Here is a 17,318-nt window from a genome sequence, read left to right as displayed (position 1 = left end):
GGCGGCGGAAAATCAGGCCGCCTGGCCCATCAGCTGGTCGAAGGACACCGTCTTTTCGGCAACCTTGGCCTTGCCCAGCACGAACTCGGTGACGTTGTTCTCGACCACCACGGCCTCGACTTCGGCCAGGCGCTGGCGGTCGCCCAGGTACCAGCGCACGACATCGGCCGGCTTCTCGTAGCTCGCGGCCAGTTCGTCGATGTGGGCCTTGATCTGCTCGGGCTTGGCCTGCAGGTTGTTGGCCCGCACCAGTTCTGCCACGACCAGGCCCAGGCGCACGCGGCGCTCGGCCTGCGGGCGGAACACGTCGTCCGGGATCGGCGCCTTGTCGGCGTCCTTGATGCCGCGCTGCTTCAAGTCGGCGCGGGCGGCTTCGATCATGCGAGCGACCTCGGCCTGCACGCTGGCCTTGGGCAGGTCCAGTTCCGCCTTGGACAGCAAGGCATCCATGACCGCATTCTTGTTGCGGGCCAGCACGCGGAACTTGACCTCGCGCTCGAGATTCTTCTTGATGTCGGCGCGCAGGCCCTCGACCGTGCCGTCGGCAATGCCCAGCGACTTGGCGAGCAGTTCGTTGACCTCGGGCAGGTGGGCGGCCTCGATCTTGTGGACGGTGACGAGGAAGTCGGCCTGCTTGCCGGCCACGTCCTTGCCGTGGTAGTCCTCGGGGAAGGCCAGCGGGAAGGTCTTGCTCTCGCCGGCCTTCATGCCGCGCACGGCGTCCTCGAACTCCTTGAGCATCTGGCCTTCGCCGACCAGGAACTGGTGGCCCTCTGCCTTGCCGCCCTGGAAGGGTTCGCCGTCGATCTTGCCTTCGAAGTCGACGGTCACGCGGTCGCCATCCTGGGCGACGGCATCGAGCGCGCGCTGGGCGAAGGTCCGGCGCTGCTTGCGCAGGATGTCCAGGGTGCGGTCGATGGCGCTGTCGTCCACTTCGGCGTGGAGCTTCTCGATCTCGGCGTCCGACAGGTCGGCGATCTTGACGTCCGGATAGACCTCGAACACCGCGTCGAAGGCCAGTTCGCCTTCGGGCGCGCCTTCCTTCTCGGTGATGGTGGGCTGGCCGGCGACACGCAGTTGCGCCTCGTTGGCGGCGCTGGCGAACGCCTGGCCGACCTTGTCGTTCATGACTTCGTAGTGGACGGAGTAACCGTAGCGCTGCGCAACGACGTTGATCGGCACCTTGCCGGGCCGAAAGCCGTCCATCTTGACGGTGCGGGCGAGGCGCTTGAGGCGCGCGTCCACTTCGGACTGGATCGTGGCAACGGGCAGCGTCAGCGTGATCTTGCGCTCCAGCTTGTCGAGGGTTTCCACATTGACGGCCATGTTCTACTCCTTTGAGATCGGCGGCAGGCCATCTCGCCTACCTGTCTGGAATGCTTGCGTGGTGCGCGGGGGGGGACTCGAACCCCCACACCATTGCTGGCGTCAGGACCTAAACCTGGTGCGTCTACCAATTTCGCCACCCGCGCTCGTGCCCAAAGCACGGTGCGGCGGATGAAGCCGCACCTGCGCAATTTGGTCAACCCGCTATTTTAGCCCGATGTGGGAGCCGTTTCCGTGGCGGCCGGTTCGCGCCTGACGCGGAACCATGCCGCATACATGGCGGGCAGGGCCAGCAGGGTGAGGACGGTGGCGACGATCAAGCCCCCCATGATGGCGACCGCCATGGGCCCCCAGAACACGCTGCGCGAGAGCGGGATCATGGCCAGCACCGCCGCCGCGGCGGTGAGCACGATCGGGCGCAGCCGGCGCACGGCGGATTCCACGATGGCGTCCCAGGCCGGCACGCCGCGCGCGCGGTCGTGCTCGATCTGGTCGATCAGGATCACCGAGTTGCGCTGGATCATGCCCATCAGCGCGATCACCCCGAGCAGCGCCACGAAGCCGAACGGCCGGTTCAGCAGCAGCAGCGCCGCCGCCACGCCGGCAATGCCCAGCGGCCCGGTCAGGAACACCAGTAGCGAGCGGCTGAAACTGTGCAGCTGCAGCATCAGCAGTGTGAACACCAGGAACAGCATGATCGGCACCCCCGCGGCGATGGAGTCGGCGCCCTTGCTGCTCTCCTCCACCGCGCCGGCCACCTCGATGCGGTAGCCGGTGCGTCCCTGGGCGCGCCATTGCGCCTCGAGCTTGCGCAGCTCGGGCAGCAGTTCGTTGGTCACGGTGGCGCCCTGCATGCCCTCCACGGTGTCGGCCTGTACGGTGATGGCGTACTCGCGGTTCTCGCGCCACATCACGCCGTACTCCCAGCCCAGGACCGGCCTGGCGATCTGCGCCAGCGGAATGGCCCGCCCCGTGGCAGAGGTGACATAGGCGCTCTGCAGGTCGGTGATGGCGTCGCGTTCGGACGCCGGCTGGCGCAGCACGATGTCGATCAGCCGGTCGCCCTCGCGGTACTGGCCCACGGTGCTGCCGCTGAGCAGCATGCGCGTGGCCTGGGCGATGGACTGGCTGCTCACGCCCAGCGCGCGCGCCTTGTCCTGGTCCACCTCCAGCCGTATCGCCTTGACCGACTCGTTCCAGTTGTCGTTGGTGCCCAGGGCATGCGGGTTGGCACGCAACACGGCGGCCACCTCGTCGGCGCGCGCGCGCAGCGTGGCCGGGTCGTCGCCGATCACGCGGAACTGCACCGGGTAAGGCACCGGAGGCCCGCTGGGCAGCAGCTTGACGCGGCCGCGCACCTCGGGGAACTCCCGGGCGAGCAGCGCCGGCAGGCGCAGGCGCAGGTTCTCGCGCACGGCCAGGTCCTTGGGCATGACGATCAGTTGCGCGACGTTGCTCTGCGGCAGCACCTGGTCCAGCGGCAGGTAGAAGCGCGGCACGCCGGAGCCGATCCAGGTGGTGACGCTGTCCACGCCGGGCTCCTCGCGCAGCCGGGCTTCCACGCGCCGCGCGATGGTGTCGCTGACGGCGAACGGCGTGCCCTCGGCGGACCAGAGGTCCACCATGATCTCGGGCCGGCTCGAATCCGGGAAGAACTGCTGCTGCACCCGGCCCATGCCCGCCAGCCCGAGGGCGAAGATGGCGAGCGTGGCGCCGATGGTGATCCAGCGGTGCGCCACGCACCAGTTCACGGTGCGGCGAAAGCCGTTGTAGAAGCGGCTGTCGAACATCTCGTGCGGCTGGTCATGCACGGCCTCCTGCACGTGCTGCGGCACCTTCAGCAGCAGCATGCCCAGGTAGGGCACGAAGTAGACCGAGACGAACCAGCTCAGCAGCAGCGCGATCACGGTCACGGCGAAGATGGCGAAGGTGTATTCACCGGTCATCGACTTGGCGATGCCGATGGGCAGGAAGCCGGCCGCGGTGATCAGGGTGCCGGTCAGCATCGGCTTGGCCGTGGCGTCATAGGCGAAGGTGGCGGCGCGGGCCTTGTCGTAGCCCTCTTCCATCTTGCGCACCATCATTTCGACCGCAATGATGGCGTCGTCCACCAGCAGGCCCAGCGCGATGATCAGCGAGCCGAGCGATATCTTGTGCAGCCCGATGTTCCAGTAGTCCATGGCCAGGAAGGTCATGGCCAGCACCAGCGGAATGGTGATGGCCACCACCAGCCCGGGACGCACGTCCAGCGTGTAGCGCTGCCACCAGCGCCGCTGGCCGGCGCGCCGGTGCAGGCCCAGGCTGATGAAGCTCACCGCCAGCACGATCACCACGGCCTCGGCCAGCACGCGCAGGAATTCCCCGACCGATGCGGTCACCGCTGCCGGCTGGTCCTGCACCTGCGCCAGGCGCGCGCCAGCCGGCAGGGTGCGGTCGAGCTCTTGCACCGTGGCGTGCAGCGCCTTGCCCAGCGCCACGATGTCGCCGCCCTTGGTCATGGAGATGCCCAGCGCGATCACGTCGCGGCCCTGAAACAGCACCTTGGTGACCGGCGGGTCCACCGTGCCGCGGCGGATCTCGGCGATGTCGCCCAGGCGCAACTGGTTGCCGGAGCTGCCGCGGATCGGCATCTCGCGCAGTTGCGCCACCGCCTCGAAGGCGCCTTCCACCCGCACCTGCACCACGTCGCGCGGCGACTGCACCGCGCCCGCGCCCTCCACCGCGTTCTGCTGGCCCAACTGGCCCAGCACGTCGTTGAGGTTGAGCCCCAGTTGCGCCAGGCGCTGGCGCGGGATCTCGATGAAGATCTTCTCGTCCTGCGCCCCGAACAACTCGACCTTGGCCACGTCCTTGACCCGCAGCAGGCGCTGGCGCACGTCCTCGGCCAGCTGCCGGCGCTCCGCCGTGCCGAAGCCGTCCGTCTCGAGCGCGTAGATGACGCCATAGACGTCGCCGAAATCGTCGTTGAAGAAAGGCCCCTGCACGCCCCCCGGCAGGGTATAGCGCATGTCGCCGATCTTCTTGCGCACGGTGTACCAGGCGTTGGGCACGTCGCCCGGGCGCGAGTCGTCGCGCAGCTGGAAGATGATCTGCGATTCGCCCGGCTTGGAGTAGCTGCGGATCTTGTCGGCGTAGGGCACCTCCTGCAGCGTGCGCTCGAGCTTGCTGGTGACCTGGTCGGCCACCTGCTGGGCCGTGGCGCCGGGCCAGTAGGTGCGCACCACCATCACGCGGAAGGTGAAGGGCGGGTCCTCGTCCTGGCCCAACTGGAAGTAGGCGCCAAAGCCCAGCACCATCAGCGCCACCAGCAGGTAGCGGGTCAGGGCGGCATGCTCCAGCGCCCAGCGGGAAAGATTGAAGCCGGACCTGGGCTCGGCGCCCTCGGGCGCGTGCGGCGCTTGCTGCGTCATGCGGGCCTCACTTCGCGGCGGGGGTGGAAGGCAGGCTCGGCGGGGGCGCGACGTTCGCTATCAAATCAATAGCATCACGCCCAGGTGGAACCTGGGCTTCAGGGTATTTTCCTTCATAAATGCTGACTTTCTGGCCGGCCGTGAGCACATGCACCCCCGCGGCCACCACGCGCATGCCCGGCGCCAGGCCCTGCGACACGATCACCTGGTTGCCGTCCACGCCGCCCACCACGATGGGCTGCGAGCGCAGCGTCATGCTCTTCTCGTCCAGCACCCAGACCGCCGTGCCGCCGCCCTCCTGCCGCAGGGCGGAGGTGGGCAGCTTGAGCACCGCCGGCGCGGCGCCGGCCGCGGCCTTCGGCAGCACCGACACGGTCGTGCCGAGCGGCGGCGCCGCGTCCTCCAAGGCCACCTTGACCGTGAAGGTGCGGGTGGCCCGGTCGGCGCTGGCGCCCACCTCGCGCACACGGCCGGCCAGCGGCGCGGCCGAGGCCCAGGTGCGCACCTGCACCGGCTGGCCGGCGGCGAAGCGGGCGACCTGGTCTTCCGGCACCGCGAACACGGCGTCGCGCTGGCCGTCCCGGGCCAGGCGCACCACCGGCATGCCGGCGGAAACCACCTGGCCGGGCTCGGCGTCGATCGCGGTGACCACGCCGGGCGCGTCGGCCACCAGGTTGGCGTAGCCCGCCTGGTTGCTCTGCGCCGCCAGCTGCGCCTGGGCCTGGTCCAGGCTGGCCTTGGCCGAGCGCAGCGTGGCCTCGCGCCGCTCCAGTTCCGCGCCGCTGATGAAGTTCTGCGCCTTCAGTGCGGAATAGCGCTTGAAATCCGCCGCCGCCAGCTCGTAGCTGGTGCGCGCGGCCGCCACCTGGGCGCGCGCCGCGTCGGCGGCCAGGCGCAGGTCCTGCGGGTCGAGCTGGGCCAGCAACTGGCCGGCCTGCACCCGCTGGCCGACCTCGGCCTGCCGCTTCAAGATCTTGCCGCCCACGCGAAAGCCCAGTTGCGACTCGATGCGGGCCCGCACCTCGCCAGCGAACACCTGGCCCGAGCCTTCGGTCGATGCGGCCACCGTCACCAGCTTCACCGCGCGCACCGGCTCCTCGGGCGCGGCCTTCTGCGAACACCCGGCCAGCGCCAGGGACAGGAGCGCCAGCAAGGCAAGGACGCCCGGGCGACGCCGGGCAGAAAAGGAATGAGGAAGCGGCATGGGCGCGGACGGACTCGAACGAGAGCCCCATTAATGACTGACTGGTTAGTAATCTAGTGAAGCCGCCCGGGGCTGTCAAGTCGCCAACCCCGACAATGCGCGGGTGCCACACTCCCCCGCCCCCGCACCCACCCACTACGAGAACTTTCCGGTCGCCTCCTGGCTGTGCCCGCCCGCGCTGCGCCCGCCGATTGCCGCGCTCTATGCCTTCGCGCGTACCGCGGATGATCTGGCCGACGAGGGCGCCGCGAGCGCCGACACCCGCCTGGCCGACCTGGCCGCCTACCGCGCGGACCTGCTGGCCGCCGCAGCCGGCCGCCCGCCCTCGCCGCGCTGGTCCGCGGTGTTCCAGCCGCTGGCCCTTGCCATCGCGCGCTGGAAGCTGCCGGTGCCGCTGCTGGAGGACCTGCTGGACGCCTTCGAGCAGGACGTGCGCAAGACGCACGAGGGCAGCGGCTACGCCACCCGCGCCGACCTGCTGGACTACTGCCGCCGCTCGGCCAATCCGGTCGGACGGCTGCTGCTGCATCTCTATGACGTCACCGGCTCCGCAGCCTTGGCCGAGAGCGACGCAATCTGCAGCGCGCTGCAACTGATCAACTTCTGGCAGGACCTGTCGGTGGACATCCCGCGCGGCCGCCTCTATCTGCCAGAGGCGGACCGCCGCGCGCACGGCGTGGCCGATGAAGACCTGCTAGCGCTGCGGCAAACACCCGGCGCGACGGCCCTGGTGGCCGATTGCTGCGACTGGGCCCGCGCGAGCATGCGGGCCGGCGCGCCGCTGGTGCACCGCATTCCGGGCCGGGCCGGCTGGGAACTGCGCCTGGTGGTGCAGGGCGGCCTGCGCATTCTCGATCGCATCGCCGCGCTCGGCCATGCCACGCTGCGCCAGCGCCCCACCGTGGGCAAGCGGGACCTGCCGGCCATGCTCTGGCGCGCGGCATGGATGTAGCCCACCGCGGCGGATGAAGCGCTTGCGGATGCAACAATCGCCGGGCAACGACCCACGACATGACGCCTGAAGACTACGTCCAGCAAAAAGCCGCCGCATCGGGCAGCAGCTTCTATTACGCCTTTCTGTTCCTGCCGCGCCCGCGCCGCGCCGCGATCACCGCCTTCTATGCCTTCTGCCGCGAGGTGGACGACGTGGTGGACGAGGTGCACGACCCCGGCGTGGCCGCCACCAAGCTCGCCTGGTGGCAGACCGAGGTGGCGCGGGCGTATGCGGGCCAGCCGAGCCACCCGGTGATGAAGGCGCTGATGCCCCACGCCGCCGATTACCGCATCGAGCCGCAGCACCTGCAGGCGGTGATCGAGGGCTGCCGCATGGATCTGGAGCAGACCCGCTACCTCGACTTTGCCGGGCTGCAGCGCTACTGCCACCTGGTGGCCGGCATCGTGGGCGAGGTCGCCGCCGGCATCTTCGGCCAGACCGATCCGCGCACCACCGAGTACGCGCACCGCCTGGGCCTGGCCTTCCAGCTCACCAACATCATCCGCGACGTGGGCGAGGACGCGCTGCGCGGGCGCATCTACCTGCCGGTCAACGAACTGCAGCAGTTCGACGTCAAGGCGCACGAACTGCTCAAGCGCGTGCACTCCGAGCGTTTCGTGGCGCTGATGCGCTTTCAGGCCGAGCGGGCGCGCCGCCTCTATGACGAGGCGCTGGCGCTGCTGCCCGCGGCCGACCGGCGCGCGCAGAAGCCGGGCCTGATGATGGCCAGCATCTACCGCACCCTGCTGGCGGAGATCGAGCGCGACGGCTTCCAGGTGCTGCACCAGCGCGTGAGCCTGACGCCGCTGCGCAAGTTCTGGCTCGCGTGGAAGGTCCAGGCGCTGGGCCGCTTGTGAAACTCGCCATCGTCGGCGCCGGCTGGGCCGGCCTGGCCGCGGCGGTGGAGGCGGTGGGCGCGGGCCACCAGGTCACCGTTTTCGAGGCCGCGCGCAACGCCGGCGGCCGCGCCCGCACGGTCGCCGGCGAGCCCTTGCTGGACAACGGCCAGCACATCCTGATCGGCGCCTACACCGAAACGCTGCGGCTCATGAGCTCCGTGGGCGTACGGCCAGAAAACGTACTGCTGCGCCAGCCGCTGTCGCTGCGCTTTGCGGACGGCGGCGGCCTGGCGCTGCCGCGCTGGCCGGCGCCGCTGGACCTGCTCGCCGGCGTGCTGGCGGCGCGCGGCTGGTCCTGGGGCGAGCGCCTGTCGCTGCTGCGCGCATCGCTGCGCTGGCAGCGCGCGGGCTTTCGCTGCGCGCCGCAGCAGACGGTGGCCGGGCTGTGCGCCGACCTGGCCCCGCGCGTGGCGGCGGAGCTGGTCGAGCCGCTCTGCGTCGCGGCGCTCAACACGCCGGCCGCCGACGCCAGCGGCCAGGTCTTCCTGCGCGTGCTGCAGGACGCGCTGTTCGGCGTGCCGCGCGGCGGCGATCTGCTGCTGCCGCGCGCCGAGCTGGGCGCCCTGTTCCCGGCGCCTGCGCTGCAATGGCTGGCCGCGCGCGGCGCCGTGCTGCGCCTGCCCTGGCGGGTGCGGGCCGTCACGGCGCAGGCCACGGGCTGGCAGGTGGATGGCGAGGTCTTCGACCGGGTGCTGCTGGCCTGCCCGCCGGCCGAGGCGGCGCGGCTGGCCGAAGGCGCCGCGCCCGCCGCCTCCGCGATCTGGTGCGCCCGGGCGCGGGCGCTGCGCTTCGAGGCGATCGCCACGGTCTATGCGCAGGCGCCGCAGGGCCTGGCGCAGCCGATGCTGGCCCTGCGCAGCGGCCCCGCGGCGCCCGCGCAATTCGTGTTCGACCGCGGCCGCCTGGGCGGGCCGGCCGGCTTGCTGGCGTTCGTGGCCAGCGCCAGCGGCACCGAGCGCGCAGTGGTGCAAGCGGCGGTCGTGGCGCAGGCGCGCGCGCAACTGGGCAGGCCCGTGCGCCCGTTGCAGACCATCATCGAGAAGCGCGCCACCTTCGCCTGCACGCCCGCGCTGCAGCGCCCCGCCGCGCGGATCGCACCCGGACTGCTGGCCTGCGGCGACTACGTCGAAGGGCCCTACCCCGCCACGCTGGAGGGCGCGGTGCGCAGCGGCGTGGCCGCCGTCGCGCCGTGAGCGCGCCGCCGTTGCGCGCACCATTGCGCCAGGTCAATACGCCCGCCGGGGGGACGAATAGCCTCGTGTCTTCTATCTGCAGGAGATCCCATGGCAACCCCGCTTCAGCCCGGCGCACTGGCGCACGATCTGCCTTTCATGGACAACGCCCGCGCGGAGTTCATGAAACGGCTGGCGATTGCCGACCAGGCCGGCGACGCACAACTGCCGGCTGCCTGGCGCAACCTGGTCGCCTGCGCGGCGGAGACCTTCTCCCGCGAAGACCTGTGGATGCACAGCACCGGGTTTTCGACGCGCCGCGACCACATGCTGCAGCACCGCGTGGTGCTCGGGGTGATGCGCGAAGGCATCGTGCAGGCCGAGGCCGGGCACCTGCCCCAGGTGCGGCAGATGGTGTGGGAACTGCGGGACTGGTACGACAAGCACGTGCAGTCGGCCGACGCCGCCCTGGCGCTGCATCTGCGCGGCAAGCGCTTCAAGCCCGCGAACGAGAGGCTCGATCCGGCCAGCGCACAGACCTCGCCGGCCAGGTCCTGACGCGCCGCACTTTCAACCTGCAGGGCAGGTTTTTGAGCGAAAAGCGCCTGTAGCCCAGGTAGTGCCTGGGCCATTAGCTACATATTTGATAGCAAATCAGCGCGCTGCCGTGGGCAGCCGCAGCCCGGCGCGCCCGGTCAGCCGCGCCGTGATCGCCAACTTCAGCGGCGGCAGGTGCTGCGCGCCGCGCAGGATCAGTTGCCGCGCCAGGCGCTGCGGCGCGCCGTTGCTGGCGTACAGCTTGGCGACGGCGTTGGTGCCGTGGTACATCACCGCGGCGTCGCGGCGGTGCTGGCGTCCATAGGCCGCCAGCACCTGGGCACTGCCGATGTCGCGCCCGGCGGCGCGCGCATCGCACAGCGCATGGGTCAGTGACGCAACCCCCTGCAGCCCGAGGTTGTAGCCGTGCGCGGTCACCGGGTGCATGCCGACCGCGGCGTCGCCGATCAGGGCGCTGCGCAGCGCCGTGAAGCGGCGTGCCAGCACGGTCACGAGCGGATAGGCATGGCGCTCGCCCAGCAGGGCCATGCGGCCGAGCCGGCGGCCGAACTGCGCCTCGACCAGTTCCGCGAAGGGCTCGCCGGGCAGCTCCATGAGCTGCGCCGCGGCGGCGTGCTCGGCAGTCAGCACCACCGAACAGACGTCGCCGGCCAGCGGCAGGATCGCCAGCGTGCGCTGGTAGCCGAAGCACTCATGGGCCACCTCCTGGTGCGCCAGCGCGTGCCGCATGCGGCAGACGATCATGGTGCGGCCGAAGTCATGCATGTCGGCGGCGATGCCGAGCTGCCTGCGCGCAGTGGAGAAGCGGCTGTCGGCGGCTATGAAGAGTCGGCTGCGCAAAGGCTCGCGCGACGCCTGGGCGGTGTCTTCGATCTCAAGCTCCACCTGCGTCGGCGTGGTGGCGATGCGCAGCAGCCGCGACTGCGGCAGCAGCCGCACGCCGGGCCGCTCGGCGGCGGCTTCGAAGCTGACGCGCCGCAGCGCATGGTTGGGCACGATCCAGCCCAGGGCCTCGCGGGCCTTGAAGTCCAGGCTGGCATGCAGCCGGTCGCCGTCGCTCACCCGTGCCTCGCGGATGCGCCCGATCTCATCGGCCCGCAGCCGCTGCCAGAGTCCGAGCACGCGCAGGGTCTCGACGCTGGAGTGGGTCAGCGCGATCTCGCGGCCGTCCTCCGGCGGCGCGGCCAGCGCGGCGCGGGGCTGCAGGTCGATCACGGTGGCGGCAAAGCCGGCATCGGCCAGTGCGATGGCCATGGCGAGCCCGGCCGGGCCGGCGCCGACGATGGCGACTTCGGTTTCAGGGAACATGCGTTCCGTGCTCCTGCAACAGGTGTGAAATGCGCTGGTCCTTCTGCGCCCATTGCGCGTCGATCCAGGCGCGCAGGCTCAGCCGCTGGGCCTTGCCGCCGAGCGCGTTGGCGGCGCGCAGCGGCATCGGAATGGCGCGCCGTTCGACCTCGACCGTCACCGCCCGCAGCCGGCCGCTGAGCAGATCCCAGAAGCTGGGCGTGCCCTGCGGATAGACGATGGTGACGTCGAGCATCGACTCGAACTGCCCGCCCATGGTCGCCAGCGCCACGCCGAGCCCGCCGATCTTCGGCTCCAGCAGATGCCGGTACGGGCTGTTCTGCTGCGCGTGCTTGGCCGCGGTGAAGCGCGTGCCTTCGACGAAGTTGATGACCGCCGTCGGGATGCGACTGAACTTCTCGCAGGCCTTGCGGGTCGCGGCCAGGTCGCCGCGCCGCGCACCACGGCCGGCGCCCCGCGTCATGAACGGGAAATCGAGCGCCCACCAGGCCAGGCCGATCACCGGCACCCAGATGAGTTCGCGCTTGAGGAAGAACTTCAGGAACGGGATGCGGCCATGGAACACCCGCTGCAGCACCAGGATGTCGACCCAGCTCTGGTGGTTGCAGGCCACCAGGTACCAGCCGCGCGGATTCAGCCCGTCGAGCCCGCGCACCTGCCACGGCGCCGGGCACGCGGCGGCGATCCAGGCATTGTTCAGCGCCACCCAGCCGGCGGCCAGCGCATTGAGCAGCCGATCGCAGCCCGCGCGCACGCGCGCGACCGGCAGCAGCAGCTTGACCAGCGCCGGCAGCACCATCAGCGAGAAGGCCAGCAGCGTATTCAGGCCGAGCAGCAGGCCATTGGCGGCGCCGCGCAGCGCGGCCGCCAGCCCCATCGGCGGCCTGGGCGCTGCGCCCGCGCCGATCACGCAATCCGGGTCATTCGTCATGGCTCATGCGGCAGTGGGTTGGAGGCCGCCCAGCAGCCACAGCATCAGGTCGCGCACCGGACGGATCTCGCGCCCGAAGGGCAGCCGGCCGGCGCCGCGGAAGAACAGCCCCTGCTCGATACGGCCGGACAGCGCATGGCCCAGCATCTTGTCGATGCAGAACTTGCCCCAGCCCGGCGTGCCGTCGCGCAGGCCGCAGCGGGCCAGGCAGTCGAAGCGCATGGTGCACGCGGTCTCGCCGTGGGTCTTGGCCTGCAGGCGCGGCTCCAGCCGCAGGTACTTGGCCAGCCAGGGCGTGCGCACCGCGCGCGCGGGCAGGCCGGCGACGCTGGTGAACTCGACGAGGTCTTCGGGCCCGGCCTCGGCCAGCACGCGCTTGAAGGCCGGGGCGGCATCGCATTCGGCGGTCACCGCGAAGGCGGTGCCGAGCTGCACCGCGGTGGCACCCAGCGATTGCAGACGACGGATGTCCTCCAGGCCCTCGACGCCGCCGGCGGCGATCAAGGGAATGCGGCCCTCGATGCCGGCGCTGCGGAAGAAGTCCTGCACCTGCGGCAGCACCACCTCGAAGTCGAAGCGCGGATCGCCCAGGTCGGCGACCCTGGCGGCGCCGAGATGGCCCCCCGCGAGCCGCGGATGCTCGATGACGATGGCATCGGGCAGGCGCCCCTTCTTCTCCCACTTGCGGACCACCAGTTGCACGCCGCGCGCATCCGACAGGATCGGGATCAGCGCCACGCCGGGGTGCTCGCGCGCGAGGTCCGGCAGGTCCAGCGGCAGGCCGGCGCCGACCACCAGCGCGTCGGCGCCGCAGGCCATCGCATGGCGCACCTGCGGCTCGTAGGCGCTCAAGGCCTTCATCACGTTGACCGCGATCAGCCCACGGCCACCGGCCAGGCGCTGCGCCTTGGCGATCTCGCGGCCGAGCGCCTCGAGGTTGGCGGCATCGATGCGCGGCCCCGCGTCGGCGGCGGTGCCGAGTTGCGAGGTCTGCGCCCAGAGGTCCGGATGCAGCCGCCGCAGGTCGACCGAGGACACGGTGCCGACGCCGCCCAGCCCGGCCACCGCGCCGGCCAGGCCGCCGGCCGAGATGCCCACGCCCATCCCGCCCTGCACCACCGGCAGCAGGTCGCGGCCCGCGAGCGTCCAGTTGCGCAGGCCCGATGCTTCGGCGAGCGCGCGCAATGCCGCTGCCTGCTCCACGTCATCGGTCATGCGCGGCTATCGAAGCACCAGCACCGGCAGCACGGAGTGGGTCAGCACGTGCTGGGTCTCGCTGCCGAGCAGCAGGCGGCCGATGCCCTTGCGGCCGTGCGAGGCCATCACGATCAGGTCGCTCTGGTGCTGCTTGGCCGCGGCGATGATCGACTCCGCGACTTGGCTCGAATGCGCCACGACCGACTGACAGGACAGGCCGACGGCACCGGCGCGCGCGACGATCCCATCGACCAGGACCTGCGCGGCCTCGAGCTGCTGGCGCTCCATGGCATCCGCCGCGGTGATCGCCTGGATGACGGTGCCTTCCATGTAGCTTCGTGGTATCGGGATCACCACGGTGAAGGCGACCAGCTCGGCATTGTGCACGCAGGCCAGGTCGATCGCTTGCTCGACGGCCTTCTCAGACAGTGGGGAGCCATCGGTGGCAACCAGTATTTTCTTGAACATGATGGGTCTCCTGATGGAATAGAACAAATCTTGAGTCTTGGCCAGTTGCGTGCCGTGCGGGTTGACGGCCGTCAAGCTCTCGTCGCTTGCAGGCTCGGCCCGAGCCCGATCGGGGCCGGCACGACGTTGAGGATGCGCGTGAAAAGCGCGCGGTACGCATCGTCCGGTTCGCAGCCGGTCAGCGGGTCGCGATGGCTGAGGAACACGGTATCGAGCTCGCGCCAGTCCTCCTCGGTCAGCACGCGCTCTGCCAGCGGCAGGATCTCGCGCTCCTCCAGCGCCATGTGGGCCAGATAGAAGTCCGTATAGCGCGCGAACACGCGCTCGAAAGGCTCGCGGTGGTCCTCGCCGAGCATCTCGAAAACCAGCAGGGCGTGCTCGACCTCGCGGATGTTGCGCTCGCCGCAGGCATGCTCGTGATCGAGCTGGTCGAGCAACTCGCGCGACTGCGGCGTGCGCGCGCGCAGCTTCGGGAACAGCAGCTCCGACTCGTGCCGGTGGTGCCGCTTCTCGGGGTATTCATCGACGTAGAACAGCATGGCCCGCAGCGTAGTGAAGTCGGGCGCGCTGTGCTGCCTTCGATAGGCATCGAGCAGCAACAGAATGGAACGCAGCATGGCCGAGAGGGCAGCGTGCTCATCGCGAATGATTTGGATCGTGGCCCGGGGTGTCATACGAGTCTTCGTTGCAGGCAGTGAGCTTTCCATGCCTGCGATCCCGATGCCTTGCCGCAGATCAAGAAACCGCCGCCGCCGCAAGCGCTCCTTATGGCGAAACCAATCGGAAATTGACCGTCCAAGTCGTGACACGAAGAGTCTTATCGTCTCAAAGGCAAGCGAACTTGCACACAACTTGATCTAGCTCAAAAACCGATCGGAACACCTCCCCGGGGGCAATCCTCGCATCAGTATGCTGGGCTCAACTCATCCGGGCGCTGATTCCACAGTTCGATTGGATCGTCCGAGGCGACTGAGGGAGTTCTTCGTCATGAAAATCAAACACGCCCGATTCGCCTTGCCGTGGATGCTTGCTGCGTCCACATTGGCCGCGACTGGGACGGCTTCGTTCGCGCAGGAGGCGATGAAAGCTCCTGCAGCCGCCGTGGCATCGGGAGACGCATCCACTCGCGAACTGATCGAGCGCGGAAGCTATCTGGCACGCCTTGGCGACTGCATCGCCTGCCATACGGCGGAAAGAGGTAAGCCCATGGCCGGCGGCCTGGCGCTGGCGACGCCCATGGGCAAGCTCTACTCCACCAACATCACTCCGGATCCCGTGACGGGTATTGGCAGCTACAGCTTCGAGCAATTCGAACGCGCCATGCGACGTGGTGTGGTCGCCGATGGGCGCAATCTTTACCCTGCCATGCCTTACCCTTCCTACGCGAAGATGAGCGACGAGGACATGCGCGCGCTCTTCGCCTTTCTGATGAAGGGCCTCGCACCGGTTAGCCAAGCCAACAAAGCTTCCGAGATGCACTTTCCCTTCAACCAACGTTGGGGGCTGTCTCTCTGGAACTGGGCCTTTCTCAAGGCCGACGCCTACACCCCTGATCCCTCCAGAGATGCGCAATGGAATCGCGGCGCCTATCTGGTGCAGGGTCTTGGCCACTGCGGTGCATGCCATACCCCGCGCGGGGTTGGTTTCCAGGAAAAAGCCATGAGCGACGCCGGTGCCAATGGCAAGTATTTTCTGGCCGGCGAAACGGTGGAGGAGTGGAGCGCTTTGAGTCTGCGCAATTTATGGACGGTGGATGACACGGTCTTGTTTCTCAAGACCGGACAAAACCGTTTTGCTGCGGCCTCGGGCGTGATGGTGGACGTGATTCACCACAGCACGCAGTATTTCAACGACGACGATCTGAAGGCCGTCGCCACCTACCTGCAGGCGCTTCCTCGTGGGAAAGATGATCTGCCGATGGTCACCAAGCCGCCGGTTTCGACGGTCGGCGCCGTGCCTTCCGACATGTTCACGACCCGTGGCGGACTAGGCTATGCGCAGTTCTGCGCCGACTGCCACCGCGCAGATGGCGGTGGCGTCAAGGAGGTCTTTCCACCGCTGGCGGGCAACCCCGCGCTGATGGCAAACGATAGCTCCACTCTGCTGCACATCATGCTGACCGGGTCCGCAACTGCCCAGACCGCCACGCACCAGCGCGTGTGGACCATGCCCGGCTTTTCCAGGTTGAGGGATTCGGAGTTGGCGGAAATCCTGAATTTCGCTCGTTCCAACTGGGGGCGCAACGCAAGCCCCATAACCGCTTCCGATGTCAGGAAGATGCGCGCGACGCTGAATGCCAAGGACACGGACCCATCCAGTTTCGACACCCCGCGAGTGGCAGACATTCTGGCCGCACCCAACGCTAGTCAGTTGGTCAGAGGGATGCGTCTGAATACAGAAACCAAGGCGCTCCTGCCCGGCAATGTGGGGAATTCCCTTAACTGTGCCAGTTGCCATCTGAATGCCGGAACTGTTGCAGACGGCTCGCCCTACGTTGGGATCTCTGCCTTTTTCCCCAGCTACGCCCCGCGCGCCGGCAAGGTGATTACGCTGGAAGACCGCATCAACGGCTGTTTCCGGCGCTCAATGAATGGCAAGCCGTTGCCGCTTGACTCGGCCGATATGCAGGCCATGGTGGCTTATTTCAATTGGATGAAGAAAGAAACCAAGCCAGAGGACAAAGTGGCCGGCCGCGGTGTCGGCAAGGTGGACCCATCGATCAAGCCTAACGTGGACAACGGCAAATTGATCTACGCCGCTCGGTGCGCGGTCTGCCACGGCACCAACGGTGAGGGAGTGCAAAACGCCAACGGACAGACGGTCTATCCACCGCTTTGGGGGAGTGATTCCTTCAACATAGGTGCCGGCATGGCCCGCACCTATACGGCTGCGGCATTCATCAAGCGCAACATGCCGATCGCTTCGCACGGCAAGTTCCCACTGGGCCAGGGTGGTTTGAGCGACCAGGAAGCCGTGGACGTGGCCCAATACATGACGCATCAACCGCGCCCCGATTTTCCGGACAAACTCAAGGACTGGCCCAAGGACAAGAGGCCCGCGGACGCCCGCTACTGAACGTCGATCCTCGCCGACAACCCCAGGGTTCTTTGATACGGTCAGCTCAGGCGCACCAGATTTTGATCTGGTGCGCAAGGTCCATCCAGAGCGCCTGCAGCGCCACCGCGGCGAGCATCGCGCCGGCCAGCCGGGTGCCCCATTGCTGCGACACAAGGCCGGCGCCCGAACGCAGCCGCTGCCACAGCCAGGGCGCCACCAGCAGCGATACCGCGCCGCCCAGGGCGAACAGCGCCATGACGGCCGCGCCCTCCAGCACGCCGTTGCTGAGCGCGGCCAGCATCAGCGCCGAATACAGCAGGCCGCAGGGCATGGCGACCCAGAGCGCGCCGGCCGCAAGCACGCCGAAGGCGCTGCGGGTCATGGGCCGCAGCCGCGCCGCGGCCCAGCGTCCGACGCGGTGCGCCCACACGGGCTGCCGGCCCGAAACGGCCAGCAGCGCGCCCCAGGCCAGCACGAACACGTGCAGCAGCACCCAGGCCGGGCGCAGCGCGGACAGGTGCACGCTCGCCAGGACCAGTCCCTGCATCGTCGCGGCGGCCGCGGCGCCGGCCGCCGCGTAGCCGGCCACGCGCCCGGCGTGGAACACCTGTCTCTTATACACATCTCCGAGCCCACGAGACCGTACAGGAAATCTCGTATGCCGTCGTGTGCTTGAAAAAGGGGGGGGGGGGGGGGGGGGGGGGGGGGGGGGGGGGGGGGGGGGGGGGGGGGGGGGGGGGGGGGGGGGGGGGGGGGGGGGGGGGGGGGGGGGGGGGGGGGGGGGGGGGGGGGGG

Annotated in this window: 14 protein-coding genes and 1 tRNA gene; 5 read left to right on the top strand and 10 right to left on the bottom strand. The window is 69.3% G+C overall.

Translation table 11 applies throughout. The annotated features are described in order from the left end of the window. Window positions 1-12 precede the first annotated feature (12 nt). The 4 genes from tig to JHD63_RS13130 form a co-directional block, all read right to left on the bottom strand. Entirely contained in the window at window positions 13-1,326 is a 1,314-nt protein-coding gene (gene tig, locus JHD63_RS13145; protein ID WP_198971188.1) for a trigger factor, read from the bottom strand. A 59-nt stretch (window positions 1,327-1,385) separates the two neighbouring features. Next, window positions 1,386-1,472 (bottom strand) — tRNA-Leu (locus tag JHD63_RS13140). A 63-nt stretch (window positions 1,473-1,535) separates the two neighbouring features. Then, on the bottom strand, window positions 1,536-4,736 hold the full coding sequence (locus JHD63_RS13135) for an efflux RND transporter permease subunit (protein ID WP_198971187.1): 3,201 nt from the start codon (window positions 4,734-4,736) through the stop codon (window positions 1,536-1,538). A gap of 7 nt (window positions 4,737-4,743) precedes the next feature. Beyond that, entirely contained in the window at window positions 4,744-5,940 is a 1,197-nt protein-coding gene (locus tag JHD63_RS13130) for an efflux RND transporter periplasmic adaptor subunit (protein ID WP_198971186.1), read from the bottom strand. A 103-nt stretch (window positions 5,941-6,043) separates the two neighbouring features. Here JHD63_RS13130 and hpnC point away from each other — a divergent pair, with 103 nt between their 5' ends. From hpnC to JHD63_RS13110, 4 genes are all read left to right on the top strand, one after another. Next, complete coding sequence (hpnC, locus tag JHD63_RS13125) at window positions 6,044-6,892, top strand: squalene synthase HpnC (RefSeq protein ID WP_198971185.1); 849 nt, start codon at window positions 6,044-6,046, stop codon at window positions 6,890-6,892. A gap of 59 nt (window positions 6,893-6,951) precedes the next feature. Next, window positions 6,952-7,791, top strand: coding sequence for a presqualene diphosphate synthase HpnD (gene hpnD / locus JHD63_RS13120; RefSeq protein WP_198971184.1), 840 nt, complete (start codon window positions 6,952-6,954; stop codon window positions 7,789-7,791). Then, window positions 7,788-9,026: a hydroxysqualene dehydroxylase HpnE gene (gene hpnE / locus JHD63_RS13115; RefSeq protein WP_198971183.1), complete on the top strand. Its 1,239-nt coding sequence runs from the start codon at window positions 7,788-7,790 to the stop codon at window positions 9,024-9,026. Before hpnD ends, hpnE begins: the two co-directional genes overlap by 4 nt. Window positions 9,027-9,116: 90 nt before the next feature. Continuing rightward, entirely contained in the window at window positions 9,117-9,563 is a 447-nt protein-coding gene (locus JHD63_RS13110; protein ID WP_198971182.1) for a bacteriohemerythrin, read from the top strand. Window positions 9,564-9,659: 96 nt separating this feature from the next. On the opposite strand, the gene ubiM is transcribed toward JHD63_RS13110, so the two are convergent. From ubiM to JHD63_RS13085, 5 genes are all read right to left on the bottom strand, one after another. Further along, window positions 9,660-10,871: a 5-demethoxyubiquinol-8 5-hydroxylase UbiM gene (gene ubiM / locus JHD63_RS13105; protein WP_198971181.1), complete on the bottom strand. Its 1,212-nt coding sequence runs from the start codon at window positions 10,869-10,871 to the stop codon at window positions 9,660-9,662. Next, on the bottom strand, window positions 10,861-11,802 hold the full coding sequence (locus JHD63_RS13100; RefSeq protein WP_370590502.1) for an acyltransferase: 942 nt from the start codon (window positions 11,800-11,802) through the stop codon (window positions 10,861-10,863). Before JHD63_RS13100 ends, ubiM begins: the two co-directional genes overlap by 11 nt. Window positions 11,803-11,805: 3 nt before the next feature. Continuing rightward, window positions 11,806-13,017 (bottom strand): NAD(P)H-dependent flavin oxidoreductase, encoded by a 1,212-nt coding sequence (locus JHD63_RS13095; protein ID WP_198971180.1) that lies wholly within the window; start codon window positions 13,015-13,017, stop codon window positions 11,806-11,808. Between the two features lie 6 nt (window positions 13,018-13,023). Further along, a complete protein-coding gene (locus JHD63_RS13090) occupies window positions 13,024-13,467 on the bottom strand; it encodes a universal stress protein (protein ID WP_198971179.1) in 444 nt (147 codons plus the stop codon). Between the two features lie 71 nt (window positions 13,468-13,538). Beyond that, window positions 13,539-14,141: a hemerythrin domain-containing protein gene (locus JHD63_RS13085; protein ID WP_198971178.1), complete on the bottom strand. Its 603-nt coding sequence runs from the start codon at window positions 14,139-14,141 to the stop codon at window positions 13,539-13,541. Window positions 14,142-14,454: 313 nt separating this feature from the next. On the opposite strand from JHD63_RS13085, the gene JHD63_RS13080 reads away from it, so the two are divergent. Further along, complete coding sequence (locus tag JHD63_RS13080; RefSeq protein ID WP_198971177.1) at window positions 14,455-16,542, top strand: c-type cytochrome; 2,088 nt, start codon at window positions 14,455-14,457, stop codon at window positions 16,540-16,542. A gap of 46 nt (window positions 16,543-16,588) precedes the next feature. Here the strand turns inward: JHD63_RS13080 and JHD63_RS13075 are convergent. Further along, window positions 16,589-17,318 (bottom strand): sulfite exporter TauE/SafE family protein (locus JHD63_RS13075; protein ID WP_233168082.1); only part of this gene is annotated, 730 nt, incomplete at its 5' end.

The sequence above is a fragment of the Xylophilus sp. ASV27 genome (assembly GCF_016428875.1).
Lineage (GTDB): Bacteria > Pseudomonadota > Gammaproteobacteria > Burkholderiales > Burkholderiaceae_C > Xylophilus.
Note: the sequence above shows the minus strand (reverse complement) of the source record. Positions and strands in the feature narration are given on the sequence as shown.